The organism is Streptomyces aureocirculatus, from assembly GCF_000720475.1.
In the GTDB taxonomy this organism is placed as follows: domain Bacteria; phylum Actinomycetota; class Actinomycetes; order Streptomycetales; family Streptomycetaceae; genus Streptomyces; species Streptomyces aureocirculatus.
On record NZ_JOAP01000008.1, the window covers coordinates 34,015 to 49,294 of the forward strand.

At 66.4% G+C, this 15,280-nt stretch carries 14 protein-coding genes and 1 tRNA gene; 3 read left to right on the forward strand and 12 right to left on the reverse strand.

What is annotated here, in order from left to right; all coding sequences use genetic code 11:
• Positions 1-306: 306 nt before the first annotated feature.
• The 9 genes from IG78_RS45455 to IG78_RS0109650 all read right to left on the reverse strand — a co-directional run bounded on the left by IG78_RS45455 (position 307) and on the right by IG78_RS0109650 (position 8,974).
• Positions 307-1,521: a DNA adenine methylase gene (locus IG78_RS45455; RefSeq protein ID WP_078965026.1), complete on the reverse strand. Its 1,215-nt coding sequence runs from the start codon at positions 1,519-1,521 to the stop codon at positions 307-309.
• Complete coding sequence (locus tag IG78_RS0109615) at positions 1,518-2,918, reverse strand: hypothetical protein (protein WP_030561161.1); 1,401 nt, start codon at positions 2,916-2,918, stop codon at positions 1,518-1,520. Before IG78_RS0109615 ends, IG78_RS45455 begins: the two co-directional genes overlap by 4 nt.
• A complete protein-coding gene (locus IG78_RS0109620) occupies positions 2,918-4,960 on the reverse strand; it encodes a helicase HerA domain-containing protein (RefSeq protein ID WP_078965025.1) in 2,043 nt (680 codons plus the stop codon). Before IG78_RS0109620 ends, IG78_RS0109615 begins: the two co-directional genes overlap by 1 nt.
• Positions 4,961-5,334: 374 nt before the next feature.
• Positions 5,335-6,201: a GNAT family N-acetyltransferase gene (locus IG78_RS0109625; protein ID WP_030561165.1), complete on the reverse strand. Its 867-nt coding sequence runs from the start codon at positions 6,199-6,201 to the stop codon at positions 5,335-5,337.
• 78 nt (positions 6,202-6,279) lie between these two features.
• Positions 6,280-6,444 (reverse strand): hypothetical protein, encoded by a 165-nt coding sequence (locus IG78_RS50095; protein ID WP_169749684.1) that lies wholly within the window; start codon positions 6,442-6,444, stop codon positions 6,280-6,282.
• Positions 6,441-7,562: a radical SAM protein gene (locus IG78_RS0109635; protein WP_030561166.1), complete on the reverse strand. Its 1,122-nt coding sequence runs from the start codon at positions 7,560-7,562 to the stop codon at positions 6,441-6,443. The genes IG78_RS50095 and IG78_RS0109635 overlap by 4 nt, the downstream gene beginning before the upstream one ends.
• A gap of 10 nt (positions 7,563-7,572) precedes the next feature.
• Entirely contained in the window at positions 7,573-8,181 is a 609-nt protein-coding gene (locus tag IG78_RS0109640; RefSeq protein ID WP_249926092.1) for a hypothetical protein, read from the reverse strand.
• Positions 8,148-8,537 carry an ATP-binding protein gene (locus tag IG78_RS0109645; protein ID WP_030561170.1) on the reverse strand — a complete coding sequence of 130 codons (390 nt, stop codon included), beginning with the start codon at positions 8,535-8,537 and terminating at the stop codon, positions 8,148-8,150. The genes IG78_RS0109640 and IG78_RS0109645 overlap by 34 nt, the downstream gene beginning before the upstream one ends.
• 11 nt (positions 8,538-8,548) lie before the next feature.
• Complete coding sequence (locus IG78_RS0109650) at positions 8,549-8,974, reverse strand: hypothetical protein (protein WP_030561172.1); 426 nt, start codon at positions 8,972-8,974, stop codon at positions 8,549-8,551.
• 153 nt (positions 8,975-9,127) lie between these two features.
• Between IG78_RS0109650 and IG78_RS0109655 the strand changes: the two genes are divergently transcribed.
• The 3 genes from IG78_RS0109655 to IG78_RS45460 are packed head-to-tail and all read left to right on the forward strand — an operon-like array spanning position 9,128 to position 11,352.
• Positions 9,128-10,228, forward strand: coding sequence for a helix-turn-helix domain-containing protein (locus IG78_RS0109655; protein WP_030561174.1), 1,101 nt, complete (start codon positions 9,128-9,130; stop codon positions 10,226-10,228).
• 13 nt (positions 10,229-10,241) lie between these two features.
• On the forward strand, positions 10,242-10,910 hold the full coding sequence (locus tag IG78_RS0109660; RefSeq protein WP_030561177.1) for a YdcF family protein: 669 nt from the start codon (positions 10,242-10,244) through the stop codon (positions 10,908-10,910).
• Positions 10,852-11,352, forward strand: a complete 501-nt coding sequence (locus IG78_RS45460; RefSeq protein WP_318657860.1) for a WbqC family protein — start codon at positions 10,852-10,854, stop codon at positions 11,350-11,352. The genes IG78_RS0109660 and IG78_RS45460 overlap by 59 nt, the downstream gene beginning before the upstream one ends.
• A gap of 538 nt (positions 11,353-11,890) precedes the next feature.
• Here IG78_RS45460 and IG78_RS0109665 read toward each other — a convergent pair.
• The 3 genes from IG78_RS0109665 to IG78_RS0109675 all read right to left on the reverse strand — a co-directional run bounded on the left by IG78_RS0109665 (position 11,891) and on the right by IG78_RS0109675 (position 15,174).
• Positions 11,891-11,964 (reverse strand) — tRNA-Thr (locus IG78_RS0109665).
• Between the two features lie 131 nt (positions 11,965-12,095).
• Positions 12,096-13,766 carry an alpha/beta hydrolase gene (locus IG78_RS0109670; RefSeq protein ID WP_030561179.1) on the reverse strand — a complete coding sequence of 557 codons (1,671 nt, stop codon included), beginning with the start codon at positions 13,764-13,766 and terminating at the stop codon, positions 12,096-12,098.
• A gap of 202 nt (positions 13,767-13,968) precedes the next feature.
• A complete protein-coding gene (locus tag IG78_RS0109675; protein WP_030561181.1) occupies positions 13,969-15,174 on the reverse strand; it encodes a DNA polymerase III subunit delta' in 1,206 nt (401 codons plus the stop codon).
• Positions 15,175-15,280 lie beyond the last annotated feature (106 nt).

Below are 15,280 nucleotides of genomic sequence, written 5' to 3' on the forward strand. Positions count from 1 at the left end.
CACGCCGCAGACATGAAAAAACCCCAGGTCACGGCGAGTGAGTCCTGGGGTTAATCCGAGCCGCCTTCGGGATTCGAACCCGAGACCTACGCATTACGAGGGCCTGCAAGATCACCCCGGCTACTACCGGGCGGTGACGCCGAATCCCATCTTACCAGGTCAGAGACGTGCAGCCCCGATCGGTATGATGCCTAATCCAGACGGTGCCGCCCCATCCGCTCACGCATCGCTCACGCAGGCTGGCCACTCTTGACCGCTTCGAGCCCGCCAAAGCCGCGCGTGGCAACCGTCAACCCAGCGGCGCAATCAAGGCAGCTCGCGCAGTTGGTGATCTACGGGGACAGTGGATGGCGGAAGGGTCGTGATGAGGAGTTCATCGGCATTGCGCTTGCCCGTCTTACCACTAGCGCTGTAGCGCGTCTTCACCAACCGTTTAGTCAAGGGCCACGAGCGTACGCCGAGCATCTCTCGGTCCACGCGGCTAGGTGCCATGCGAGTGTGCGCATAGAGCCAAGTGCTCTCGGTCAGCATTGGGTTGTTGTCGTAGCTGAGCAGCCAGCGGAACTGCGCCTTGGTACGCAGATATCCGGCGAGCTGCATGTGGAGCATGTGGTCATCCGACCCCGCCTTGCCAGCCCTGTTGCCACCGTATCCACCTCTAGGGTCGAAAGAGGTTCGGTACAAGTGCGAGGCTTTTTCGATGTAGGGCGGGTCGAGGTAAGCAACAACGCGAGACGGGATCAACTGCGGATAATAGCTGGGCACGTCATCGAGTGTCTGTTGCCAGTCCTTGTGCCAGACATCGACGATTCGGCCGACTTCGTAAAGGTGACCGACATATCGAAGTCGTTCCTCTATAGCTTCCGGATTCCACCGGCATCCGATGCCGTACGGGCTTGCTTGCTTGCGCCCGCCGATCGGGCCTGCCTTACCGTGAAGGATTCCAGAAAACGTTGTGCGGTTTAGGAATAGGCACTGTGTCGCGAGGTCCAGTCGGACCGTGGCAGGCTTTGCTTTGCGAGTGGGCACCCAGGAACGCCAATAGTCCCACCGATCGACAGCGGTTACTCCACCCGGCTTGACGTATCGGGTCCACTCGTCATGCATACGGTCGATCAGCGCCTCAGTATCGGCGGCCGCGGTCTGCCAGAAGGCAGTCACCAAGGGATCCACGTCAGCGAGCAGCACTCGGTCGACGAGCCCTTGGCCAACTAGTCGCAAGGACGCTGACGCTCCGCCGGCGAAAGGCTCGACCAGGAGGTTGATTTCCGGAACGGCCCTCGACCCCTTGGCGGCATCCAGGATTCGGGCGATCACCGGCGCGAGGGATGACTTTGCTCCTGGATAGCGCAGGGGTGACTGGTACCTGCTCATCATGAGCGCGTGGTCAACGATACCGAGGGGTGAAACGAGTGGGCGGGGGTTGTCGAGAATGTGCGTCGGGATTGCGGGCGCAGCAACATGTGCAGCGTGAGCATCACAGAGGGGGGCGGCCGGCGGCACAGCCACATTCTCGATCATGGGGTAAACCGTACCGGAGCCGCTTGTCCAGCAGACGAGTCGAGACCGAGACGTTTGGTGGCTACGAGGCGGAGCACATCGGTGCCCACGCCGATCGGGAACGCGGCCTTCCCGTGCGCGGCCGCCACTGGGATGATGCCGTCGATGTACATCGAGGAACCAGTCCGGTCGATCACGTCGAGGATTGCAGGCAACGTCGGGTAGGCCGCCGGGTCGGCTTGGCCGCCGTTGGCATCATACGGTGCACCCATCGGTGGTGGCACGGTCGGGACGACAACTCGCCCGTCAAGCGCGCGATACACGAACTTGCGGCCCCAGTATGTCTCCTTACCGTAGGCGCGGGCGTTGTTGGCGTTTACGACTCGCGCAATGATCTGTTCGTCGCATACCAACAGGTCACCCGGTTCGAGAATGTCGTGCCGGGCCAGTTGGCGCGCGTAGTCGACCAGAACTCCGGACTTCTCAATCCCACAGACGTATGGCGCGTTGCCCGGAGTAGCCCTGCCCATCGCTTGGAAGTATTCAAGGGCTCGCCCGCGCAGCTTTGCTGGTGTGCCGAACACGGCCAGCGGGCCATCGACGATGAACAGCGTCGTGGGAAGAGCCTTCTGGCGAGACTGCTCCCACAGCAGCGTCGCCAGCCCGACCAGCACCAACAGCTCGATCACCGACATGAGCCGCCCGAGAGCGGACTGGTTCGTCCCCTCCTCGCCAACCTCCTCATGTATACGGAGCACGTCGGTGGGGAAAAGGTGCACGCCGCACGCGTCGCAGTCGGCACCAGCGGGCGGCACAGGAATGTCCTTCTTGCAGTCCTGCGTCGGACAGTTAACCGGCACTGTAGCCGCTGGCGCACCGGGAGCGCCGTGGAGAAGGAAGAGCAGGTCCAGTAGCGGCTGGTCGAGGCGATTGACGTCGATCTTCTTCTGCCGAAATAGCTCATTGATGACCTCTCGCCACGAGGTCACGATGTCGGCGTCGGCACGCGTGTACGCGCCGGAGACAGGCAGATCAAGCGTCACGATGGCGGTGTTGACCGCACGCTCGATCTTGTACGGGTCGACAAACCGCTCGGCCCGCTGCGATTCCAAAACTCCGAGGTCCACGTACGCTGCGGCGGCCTGTGCAAACCCGTACAGGACCGATGGCAGGCCGTCACGAACCTGCTCAACGACGTGTGAACCATCGATCGCCAGCGCAGCAGTGAGTCGGTCTGGCACAGGCGGGGCCGCGAAGTCGCTCCGCGGACGGATTCGCTCGCGGATCGAATCCAGGTCCTGGATCGCCTCAGCCGGGACATGGAAGGTGCGTTGGTCCGCGATCGCCCGGATGGCAGCCGCCGAATGCCCCAGCCGCGAGGCGATCTCGTGAGCCCCGCCGACGGTCTCGTACGGCATCAGAGTGCCGTACCGTTCAGCGTCAACGGCGGGTCACCAGCCGCTGCTCGTGCTTCGTTGACGAGCGCGATGTCGTACCGATCGATCTGGACAGGAACAATGTACGGCGAGGACAGTGTCTTGAGCCGCACGTACCCACGATCCTCGGAGGCGATGATCGCATCCGAGAACGCCCCGAAGTCGTAGAACTTGGCCAGCTCCCGCACCTCTGTCGTGTTATTCAAATGGGCGACAACCCAGTTGGCAGTATTCGCCTTGACCTGATGCGCCACCCCCGAGACCTCTTGCGTGGCGTAGGTCATGCCGAGATTCAGCTTGCTCGCTTCCTTGGCGAGCTTGACCCAGACGTCAAGGTCATCCTTATAGCGATCCGACGAGAACAGGTTGTGAGCCTCCTCAAGCATCACCTGAATGTGCGGCGGTTCCTGCCCAGAGGTAAACACCTCGGTCTGCTTAGAAAGCAGTCGACGCGTAATCGACTCGCTCAGCGCCTTGGTCACAGCTTCGGCCCCGACATGCAAATCGACGATCACAATGCGCCCCCGGAGAAGCTCCTCGTAGATCTCGATCGCAGGGTCGTTCTGTGTCGCTGGGCTGTGAAACGAGCGCAGTGGGTTCAGATTTCGCCAGCCTCGGACGCTGCGGTTCCCGCTGCGAGTCGTGAAAATTGGCTCAACGCTCTTCCAGCGGACATCCTTGGCGAAGTTGCTCGCGTCGGCGTCTCCGGCGTCGCGCAGCTCCACAATCTTGTCGACGACATTCTCTACGTCTGCTGCAGCGACGGCCACGAAATTGGCACTGTTCCCGACTTGCACAAACGGGTTACGGCCGAGTTCGGCGACAATCTTCTGCTGAAAAGCGGCGCTGATATTGATTCGCGCGCGAAAATTTGTCGGCACTGCGAAGCCCGCACGCATCAGCGCGCCATAGAGAACAAGCCGGGCACGTTGGGCATGCGTGGTGGCGGAGCGATCTCCTGGAACATCCGCGTAGGACATACCCGCGAAGTCCTTGACGTAACCAGACTCATCGCCGCTAAGAGTGTCGGAAATCAACCCTTGGACTGCGTCAATCTGATTCTCAGAAAAGAAGTTGATGTTGAGAGGCTTAACGTGCGGCTGCGTGCCGTCCGCACCGAACTTGAAGATCCGGACATGGTCCGCACCGATCGCCGCAATCTCGGTATCATCCTGCACATTTGGGTTGGCGTACTCCCCCTGCGGGTCGAAAATCAGATGACCAATGGGGTGACCGCCAGCGGCGCGCTGTCGTTCGGAGACCACGAACGTGCGCGCGATGATGATCTTCGCGGTATTCGACTTGCCCATCCGAGTCATGCCGAGCAGGGCGGTCTTGTTGCCAATGAAGTCCCGGATGTTGACTTCGACTGCGGCGTCGGCCTGCTTGGCGGCTTTAGCTCGCCGCCGCGTAGCGGAGTACCGCACCGCGCCGATGCGTACGCGTTCCACCGGGCGTCCGGTCGGTTTGAGGTAGGACGCGATCGTCGCGAGGCCGTCACCGATAGGCTTCAGGACTCGGTACGTGGACGTGGCGTAGAAGTTGTCCACGTCGGCACCGAACTCCAGCACCTTCTGCCCATCCACGTCGTCTTCGTAGAAGGTGCCGAGGATCTTGCATCGCACACCAGTGAACGACACGCGGTTCTTGGTGAACGGGTCGAGCTCCGCATCGAGCACGGCGGATGGCGATGGGTCCTGGTTGTTAGACAGAGCCGTTCGCAGGGACTCCTCGCGCACTGCGTGCAGGTCGCGCTCAAGCGACAGCGGCGACGTGCCCTCCACGCGCAGAAGCAGCACCTCGTCATCGTCGACGTGTGGCTCGTTGACGTCCTGCGCGGTCGCGAGGAGGAACGAGAACTGCGGAATACCACCGGCGTCGAACTTCCAGCGATCGTGAGTCAGCACGACGGCCTGGCCGTAGTCGATCTGGTGAATCGCACCTATCCGGGTCGACCGACCATCGGCAAGCAGCTCAGACCGCAGCAAAGACCCGGCGCCAACGCCGGGAATGAATTCCGTCACTGTCCACCCGCTTCGAACGCACCCACCAGAAACCCCCGCTCATCTGACCGAGATCAATAATCCCGTAGCGCGCTGAGTGTCACAAGACGCACGCAGCGCTGCTGACTGATGGATCAGCCTAGTGCCAAGTGAGGTCGCCATGTGCCGAGTTGGTCCGAACCCTGGCAGACAGCAAGGCCGCCTTCGGGGTATTGCTCGCGTAGGCCGACCAGCAGCGGCGGGTCGGAGAGCAGACTCGTAGCTTCACTTGGCTGCCCATGCTCCTGGCCTAACTCGTGCAGCCTGGGCAGAGCACCTGCAATCACGCGAGCAGGCTAGCGCGTCCCACTGACACCTGGCGGCCTGATCGTTAGCAGGAACGTGCCAAGCCTGCGTCAGACCCTCCTGTCGTGGAGAAAACCCAGCGTGGCGAGCCCTTCGCTACGACAGAGGTGATCCGAGGCTCCCCGGACTTCGGTCTGGAGGAGCTGGTACACCGCGCCGTAAGTCTGGCCCCAGTGCATGGCCGCCCGCCACAGGTGCCGGCCGAGTCCGTGCCCGCGAGCCTCTGGGTGCACGGCGAAGTATTGCGGCATGAGCTGGTCAGCACCCGTGGGGTCGGGACAGATCTCCATGGGGCCGATGGCACCGACAACACGGTCCTCCACCACGGCCACGAGGATTGGGCCGCATCCCTTGGTCTTCATCTGACGGTCGAGGAAGGCGAAGCCGTCGGCCGCCATCGTCTGGGCGAAGGCGGTAAAGGTGCCGCGGATGGGGAGGGGCCAGTCTTCGAGCCGACGGACGGGGCCGGCGGAGGGGGGACAGTACCGCGCCGTAAAGTCCTTGAGCTGGATGCGGACGCCATGTGTATGGGTCGTCTCCGGGCCCAGTGGCCGGATAACACGAGCAGAGGCTGCTCCGTGAAGGGCCGCGAGCTTCGCTGCGAGTTCGGCGGCCTGGTACAGGACGTCGCTCCGGTGACCGTAGGCGAAGACCTTCACCGCTCGTCGGCCGCGCGTCAGCAGAGTCGGGATGAGTGTGTGGTCAGGGTGGTGGACCACGTCGCCAGGAAGGACGACCTCCTGCTTCTCGTTGCCCCAGCGACGGTCCTTGTCGTACGGCAGGAAGCGCCGGTCGGCGGCCACGAGGAGGGTGGCTTCGAAGAGGTCCGCCGTCAGGGCGTGCGGGTGGACGGGGCCGAGGGTGGGCACGACCGGTGCGGTGAGCACGGGGCGGAGCCAGTCCCAGCGGAAGAACATGCGGGCACCTTAGCGCTGTACGTGAGCGTGCTCCGGCCCGTCGGTGGGACGGGCCGGAGCACATCGGTCGGGCCGGAATTAGTGGGGGTTATCGTCGCCGGCGTCGCAGGAGCACTCGGCGCTCTCGACGACGTCGTCCAAGTCCGCGACGAGCGTCACGGCGGCCGAGGCCACCGGGGGCGCTGCGCGGCGCGCACTGGGTGGCGAGCCTGTCAGGATCTGCACCGGTACGGGTCCGGTCATGAGGTCACCTTCTCCTTGTCTCCGTGCTGGCAGTAGCTGTGCAGCGGCGCCTTCGCCTCCTGGTAATGCTTGGCCAGGGGACGGCAGACCCGGCAGGTACCGGACAGGGCGCAGCCCTCGCACCCTCCGGTGCGAAGCATCAGGTGGTCGGCGATCGTGCCGAGCCGTCGCAGTCCTTCGACGCCTTCGGCCATGAGGTCGATCTGGTCGTCGCGGCCGACCTTGCAGATCGAGACCCTGGCGTGCGGGTCGGCGTGGAAGAACGTGTGGCCGGCGTTGCATCCAGCGAACGGCTTGCGCTGGCGCAGGTGGTCTGCGGACTGGGCGAGGAGGGGTTCGCCACCGCCGTAGATCGTCGGGGTCATGTTGGTGTACGCGTGGTGTTCCACGCCCCACTCCTTGGCGAGCGCGGCCATCGCGTCTGCCTCGCTCGCGTTGTCCTCGGTGACGACGATGTTGATGCGCAGTGGCAGCCCTGCGGCGCGGGCGGCGTCCATGCCCCGCCGGAACGCCTTCCAGGCTCCGCGCCGCTGAGTGAGCGCGTCGAAGGACTCCTCGCTCGCGCCGTACATGCTGACGACGAGGCGGTACGGCGGGCACTCCCTGAAGAGCTGGAGCAGGTCGGGGCGGAACAGCAGGGAGCCGTTGGTGGAGATCGTGAGCATCATTCCGGCCAGCCAGGCGTACCGGTAGGCGTTCTGGAAGTGCGGGTCCATGGTCGGTTCACCGCCAGTGATCTGGAGCCAGATGACGCCGGCCTTGCGCATGATGTCCAGAAGCTTGACCTTGTTCTCCCAGGTGAGGCCGGAGAAGGGCCGTTCGCCGAGATAGCAGTGCTTGCAGGCGAAATTACATCCGAGGTTGATCTCCCAGGAGGCCCGACAGTATCCGTAAGCAGACGGCTCGCGGATCAGGACCGTGTCCGTCGTCGGGGCGCTGGCGACATCGAGGCCCCAGGCTTCGGCTGCCAGGTCGACCGTCCAGCCAGGCAGGGTCTGCGCACCGTCGGCGGCTCGCAGTTGCTCGTAGTGGGTGGCCGGGATGCGGGCTCCGGATCGCGCTCCGGGACGCAGCAGAAGGTGGCCGTCAAGGAAAGGGGCAGCGATGAGCTGGTGCATGGCGTGCCTTTCACGGTTCGAGTCGGCAGTGCAGGGAACAGTCCGGGCATGCGCGGCCCGAGATCGGGTCCGTGCCGCTGCCGCCGCAGGTCGAGCAGACATCAGCGCGCGGGCCTGGCGGCGGGAACTGGACGCGCCCGAACAGCAGTCGGTCGGCTGCGAGGGCGGAGTCCAGGTAGGCATCGAGGCGAAGAGCGTCTGCAGACTGTGGCAGCGGATCAAGACCGAGGAGGAGAATCGCCTCGCCGGTGCGGGTGACCAGTTCGGTCCAGGAACGGCGAGTGGGTAGCTGCAGTCGCCGGGAAGCCTCGGGAATATGCAGCAGCACGCGGTCGCCGACGAGCTGTAGGCGGCGCTCCGGATCCGGGATGACTTCACGGGCTCCGGTCAGGCCACCGAGACACACGGACAGTCGCCGCATTCGGTCCTCGGTCGGCACGACGGTGCCGCCGTCAGTCAGGGCCGGGGTGTGCGTGATCAGGATGTGCGCGATCTCGCGGCCGTCCGGTCCGGCGCCCTGCCAGGTCCAAGCGGCGAGCGACACCAGTAGGCGCAGATCAGGGCCGGGCGGGGTGAGAGCGACACTCATGTTGTCGTCCCACTCGGGGCTTTGAAGCACGACCAGACGATCTTCCCGAACGGGGTGCGGTCCTTCACGCCCCAGCCGTCGGCAAGTGCGGTCACCAGGAGCAGCCCGCGGCCGGCGGTGTCCGTGTCGCCGGGACGACGGGGGTGGGGGTGCTGGCGGCGGCTGTCGTGTACTTCCAGGCGTACGACCTCGTCATCGGCGTCGAGTCTGACGAGAAAGCCGCGGCCGGGATCAGTCCCGTGGAGCACGGCGTTGGTGGCGAGTTCGGAGACGCAGAGTCGGACGTCGTCGCCTCGGTCCAGCACACCCCAGATGGTCAGGGCCTCGGTGGTGAAGGCCCGCGCCTCGCTGACCGATTCGGGCAACTTCTGGATCGTCTTGGTCATCGCGATAGTCCTCACGACTCGGCGTCCACGACACGGGTGGTGCCGGAGCGTGTGCGGTGGACGGGGGCGCGTCGAGAGACGGTTGAGGGTTTGGGGCGCGGGCACCGGACCAGCAGCAGCCGGCCACCGGCCGATTCGATCTGTCGCCCGCGTTCGGCCGCTATGGCCTTCGGGCCCAGGTGGGACATGGCGGGGGCGACGACGCCGTAGACGTCCGGCAGCGCGAGCACGTCAAGGAGACCGGTGAATGCCGCCGAGGAGGACCCGGCAGCGACACGGTCGGTGAAGAGGCCGGACAGTTGCAGCTCGTGGCTGCGGCAGTACTCGGCCAGCGAGGCGACCAGCGCGTCCTGCCGTGCTCGGGGCACGCGTACCAGCCGCAGGAAACCGTAGACGACCGGGCCGCTGACCAGGCGATGTTCCGTGAGGGGTTCCATGCTCAGGACCGTCCAATGGCTCGACACGTGGTGACGCTTCGAGCATGTCGGCGGACCAACTCGCTGCAAATCACCGCCTGTTCCACTTCCGTTCCACTTCCGTCCCCCCGCGTCGTCGCGTCTGCTTCGATGGCTGGTGGAAGGGAGTGACGCGTGGCGACCGTGCACCACTGGACCGGGCTTGAGGCCAAGGCATTGCGGCTCGCCCTGCGGCTGAGCGTGCGGGCCTACGCCGAGCGTCTGGGCCTGGCGGTCGCGACCGTGTCCAAGTGGGAGAGCAAGCTCGCCGCCACCGAGCCGAGACCCGATACCCAGGCCATCCTCGACACCGCCCTCGGACGAGCGGACGCCGCAGTCCACCTGCGCTTCGAGACGCTCCTGTCGGAAATGGCCGGCAACGTCGCGACCATCGGCAGACGTGTCGCCTCGTCCGGCCCCAGAGCGTGGGAGTACGAGTCATGGGCCGATGACCTCGACCGGGTCGTGGTCTCCCTGTCCCGGCAGAACTTCGCCTTCGCCGACAGCCTTCTCACTCGGTGGCTGGGCCGGTTCAAGGCCCATGAACTGGACGAGAAGGGCCTGTACCTCTTTGCCCGCTCCACGGCCTTACTTGGTGACCTCAAACGCGACCAAGGCGTTGTCCTGGGCCCGCTCTCGGCCCAGCATTCCTACGCCGGTGCCCGGACGGTCTTCACCCAGCTCGACATCCCTCGCCGCGTCGCCCAGCTCGATCTGTCGCTCGCAGTCGTCACCGAGATGTCCGGCAAGCTGGAAGTCGCCGCCCGCAACTACGAGAGCCTCGCCGTCGACGACCGGCTCTCTCGCCGCGACCGGGCTCGCGCAAGGCTGTGGGTGGGGACGGCGCTGAGCAAAGACGGCGAGCACGACTACGCGACCCGCGTCATGCAGGCAGCGACCCGTGAGTTCGAAGACCTCACCGAGCCGGACGACTGGTCGGTGGCCCACCAGAAGCTCGCTCTGGCCCGCCGCGGCGCTGGCGATCTCTCTCAAGCCCTGCACTTCATCGACATCGCCCGAAGCAGTGGAACGACCGACTCACCAATGCAACGCGTACGTCTGGACACCGCTCATGGCCACATCCTGCTCTCCGATACGGCGACCCAGGATGATGGAATCCTCGTCCTCGACCAGGCCACCAAGGTGGCCGCGCAGTACGGACTCGTGCACCAACTGCGCAGCATCGAGGGCGTCAAGGCCATGAGCGAGGGGCTGACCGGGCCCCGGCAACGGTGACCAGGGAGAACGCGTGCGCAACGACCGTCAGGGCATCACCGAGAACCAGTGGCACCAGGCCAAGCTGATCTGGGACTACCACCAGATGCGGCACGAGCTGCGCCCCGTCGACGTGGCGATCGGACTGGGCAGCCACGACCTCGGCGTCGCGACCCGCTCCGCCGAGCTGTACCGCGCCGGGCTGTTCCAGACCCTGGTGTTCACCGGCGGCAACAGCCCCACCACCACCAAGGTCTTCCCTCGCGGGGAGGCAGTCCACTTCCGTCAGCACGCCATCGACCTCGGTGTCCCCGCCGACGCCATTCTGCTGGAGCCCCACGCGGCAAACACCGGACAGAACATCACGCTTTCCCGTGAGGTCCTCGCCGCCTCCGGCATCCATCCGACGACGGTGCTGCTGGTCTCCAAGCCATACATGGAACGACGATCGTTCGCGACCGCCCGCAAGCTGTGGCCCGACATCGAGTTTCTCTGCGCGTCGGAGCCGCTGGAGTTCGACGACTATCTGAAGAGCATCGGGGACGAGAAGCTCGTTCTGGACATGCTCGCCGGCGACCTCCAGCGGGTCATCGAGTATCCGAAGCTCGGATTCGCCATCGAGCAGGAAGTCCCCAAGGACGTACATGCAGCGTACGAATCTCTCATTCGCTCCGGCTTCACCAGCCGCCTCATCTCCTCGTGAGCAGCCTGCTCCCGGCGGGCTGTGCGCGATCCACCAGCCCAATCTGTTCCCGAGGCCGACGACGCTGGCCAAGCTGTTCAGGGCGGACTACTGGATCGTCCTGGACGATGTGCAGTTCGCCCGCCGCGACTACCAGCACCGAGCGCGCCTTGCCGGCATCGACGCACCAAGCCGCCAGCAATGGCTCACCATCCCCACCCATCTCCCGAGCGGACGATCCACCCTCATCCGAGACGCGCTGATCGACGACGCCGATCTCGCCCGCCGCAGGACCGCCGGAATGCTGCGGCAGAACTTCGGAGCCAGCCCACACTGGCCCTCTCGCCCAGGTCCTGGACCCGGTGTTGGATGCCTTCGCCACCGGGCGAACCGCAGTGATCGCGGAGACCTCCACCCGCGTGCTGATCGACCTGCTCGGCTGGCGTGGCCGGATCCTCAGTAGCAGCCTCCTGTCCGCCAGACCGGGCCGCTCCTCCGACTCGCCGACCTGGCCGCCGCGATGGAGGGACTGCCCCCTGCAACCGCTACCGCCGAGGGCGGCTCCCTCGCTCCGGAGCGGTAACTGTGCCGGGGGACGCTGCTGGGCCGATGCTGTACTGCTGGCTGCTGGTATCGACTGTGTCGAGCGGAGGCGGGTGGCTTCGGCTCGGCTGTTACGTACGGGGTTGCGGCCAACGTGCTGGATGCGCGTGATCAAGACCGGGGCCGGGCGGCGGGCCGTATCGAGTTCGCGTTGCTCGGCGGCCTCCGTGAGGAGCTGGTGCGGTTTATGGCCCCCGGCCTCCGCATCGGCGAGAACTTCGCAAGGCCGCGAAGAAGGAGAAGGCCAAGCGCCGGAAGCCCAAGAGGTAGGTCCCCGAGCGGCTCCGCGCACGCATTGCTCACGTAAGCACTTCCACGGCATCCCCGTCCTACGGCTCGGCATGCCCCGCGCATGAAAAAACCCCAGGTCACGGCGAGTGAGTCCTGGGGTTAATCCGAGCCGCCTTCGGGATTCGAACCCGAGACCTACGCATTACGAGTGCGTTGCTCTGGCCATCTGAGCTAAGGCGGCACGCCGTCCGCACCTATGGTGCGATCAGCAACGTCGCCAAGTCTACACAGTTTCCGAGAGTGCTCCGTACCAGCCCCCGGGTGGCCCCGGCGGCGGGTGGCATAGGGGGTGGGTGGGGGTGTGAGCTGGGGTTATTTGCAGCGCTTGTCGGTTTTGGGGGCGCGGCCCTTCAGGAGGTACGTGTTGATCGTCGCGTCGACGCAGTCGCTGCCGCGGCCGTAGGCGGTGTGGCCGTCGCCCTCGTAGGTCAGGAGGCGGCCCGAGGAGAGCTGGGACGCGAGGGCCTGGGCCCAGCGGTAGGGGGTGGCGGGGTCGCGGGTCGTGCCGGTGACGATGATCGGGGCGGCGCCCTTCGCCTCGATGCGCTGCGGCTTGCCGGTGGCCTTCACGGGCCAGTACGTGCAGTTCAGGGCCGACCACGCCAGGCCCTCGCCGAAGACCGGGGACGCCTTCTCGAAGTCGGGCAGCGACTTGCGCACGTCGTCGGGCGAGGAGAAGGACGGCGGCAGGTCGAGGCAGTTCACGGCGGCGTTGGCGAACATCAGGTTCGAGTACGTCCCGTCGCCGTCGCGCTCGTAGTAGCTGTCGGAGAGGGCGAGCAGGGCCGAGCCGTCCTTGGCCTTCATGGCGGAGGTGAGCGCGTCGCGCAGCTCCGGCCAGGCCGCCTCGTCGTACATGGCCGCGATCACACCCGTCGTGGCCAGCGCCTCGCCGAGCTTGCGGCCGCCGCCGCCCGGGCCGTCGCCCGCCGGGACCGGCGCGCGGTCCAGGGTCGCGAAGAACTTCTTCAGGCGCTTGCCCGCATCCGCCGCGCTCTTCGTCCCGAGCGGGCAGTCCCTCTCCCGTACGCAGTCCCGCGCGAACGACTGGAACGCCGTCTCGAAGCCCTCCGTCTGGTCGCGGTTCATCTCGCGCGAGGTGAGGGAGGGGTCCATGGCGCCGTCGAGGACAAGGCGGCCCACGCGGTCGGGGAACAGACCCGCGTACGTCGCCCCGAGGAACGTGCCGTACGACGCCCCGACATACGTCAGCTTCTCGTCGCCGAGCGCCGCCCGCAGAATGTCCATGTCCCGCGCGGTCTCCACCGTGGAAACGTGCCCGAGCACCTTCCCCGACCGCTGCGCGCAGCCCTTCGCGAACTTCTTGTACGAGGCGGCCAACTGATCCGTCTCGCGCCGGTCGTCCGGCGTGATGTCCGTCTGTGTGTACGTGTCCATCTGCCGATCGTTCATGCACGTGACCGGCTCGCTGCGGGCGACTCCGCGCGGGTCGATCGCCACCATGTCGTACCGGGCCCGGACCGCTTCGGGGTAGCCGAGCGCCGCGTACGCCTGGAGGTAGCCGATCGCCGAGCCGCCCGGGCCACCGGGGTTCACCAGGAGTGAGCCGAGCCTTTGGTTGCCTGCCTTCCTGTCGCGGGCACCTGCCTTCGGGGCGCCCCCGCCCTTCGCACCGGCCCCCACCGCGTCGCCGCCGCGCGGCTTTCCCGTCGCCCGCTTCCGCGACACCGCCAGCTTCACGTCGCCCGCGTCCGGCTTGTCGTAGTTCAGGGGCGCCTTCATCGTCGCGCACTGGAAGCCGGATACGCCGCACTCGCGCCACCGCAGCTTCTGGTCGTAGTACGACGTGAGTTCCTTCGGAGTGGATCGGGGCAGCTCCGCCATCGCGACGTCCGACGACGAACTCGCCGACGAGCAGCCGGAGATGAGCAGCCCCGCCGTCAGCAGGAACAGACAGCCCCGTCGAAGCCGTCGAGCGGGAGCGCAGGCTCTGAGGTGGGCTCGGGGGAAGGAGGTTTCCATCTCGCGAGACTAACTCTATGGAGTTGTCGGATCGCTTTGTGTACTCGTATGGGTGACTTGGTCAACCCCGTCAACCCCGTCAACCCCGCTGGCTCCATTGACCCCGTTGACTCCATTGACCCCGTTGACTCCATTGACCCCGTTGACTCCATTGACCCCGTTGACTTGGTCGACCCGGGCACCTGGGTTGCCCGGCTACGCTTCAGCCCGCGCGCAGCGCCACCGTCATCGCCTCCACCGCGAGCAGCGGCGCCACATTGCGGTCCAGTGCCGTGCGGCACGCACCGATCGCCTCTATGCGGCGCAGTGTGGACTCCGGTGACGTACCCCGCGCCAGGCGCTCCAGCATGTCCTGCACCTCCGTGTTCGCGAGCGGGACGCGGGAGCCCAACTGCAGGGCCAGGACGTCGCGGTAGACGCCGGTCAGGTCGATGAGGGCGAGGTCCAGGCTGTCGCGCTGCGTACGCGTTCTGCGGCGCTTCTGCTTGTCCTCCAGATCCTTCATCGCGCCCGCCGTGCCACGGGGCATCCGGCCGCCCTGGGCCGCGCCGAGGGCCGCCTTCAGGTCCTCGGTCTCCTTGACGTCCACGTCCTCGGCGGCCTGCTTGGACTCCTCCGCCGCCGTGTCGATCAGCTCCTGCGCCGCCTTCAGACAGCCGCCGATGTCCCCCACGCGCAGCGGCAACTTGAGCACGGCGGCTCTGCGCTCCCGCGCGCGCTCGTCGGTCGCGAGCCGGCGGGCGCGGCCGATGTGCCCCTGGGTGGCGCGGGCGGCGGCCGCGGCGGCGGGCGGCTCGATGCCGTCACGCCGGACGAGCATGTCGGCGACGGCGTCCACCGACGGGGTGCGCAGCGTCAGATGGCGGCAGCGCGAGCGGATCGTGGGCAGCACGTCCTCCAGCGAGGGCGCGCAGAGCAGCCAGACGGTGCGGGGAGCCGGCTCCTCCACCGCCTTCAGGAGTACGTTCCCCGCGCCTTCCGTGAGGCGGTCCGCGTCCTCCAGGACGATGACCTGCCAGCGGCCGACCGCCGGGGAGAGCTGGGCGCGGCGGACCAGCTCCCTGGTCTCCTTGACACCGATCGACAACAAGTCCGTACGGATGATCTCCACGTCCGCGTGGGTGCCGATCAGGCTCGTGTGGCAGCCGTCGCAGAAGCCGCAGCCGGGCTCGCCGCCGAGCGCACGGTCCGGGCTCACGCACTGCAGCGCCGCCGCGAAGGCACGGGCCGCGTCGGCACGGCCGGAGCCGGGCGGGCCCGTGAACAGCCAGGCGTGCGTCATCTTCGACGATTCGGGCAGCGGGCCCGCCGCCGCGACGGCGGTGACCAGGGCGTCGGCGTCTCGGGCGGCGGCGCCGAGCTGCGCGCTCACCTTCTCCTGGCCCACCAGGTCGTCCCACACCGGCATGGGTCACCGCCTTTGCCCTACCGACGCACGCCACCCCTCGGCGCACGTCCCGCTCTGTTCGCACTGTCGGAATTCATTGTGGGGCACCCCACTGACAACGCCGCCC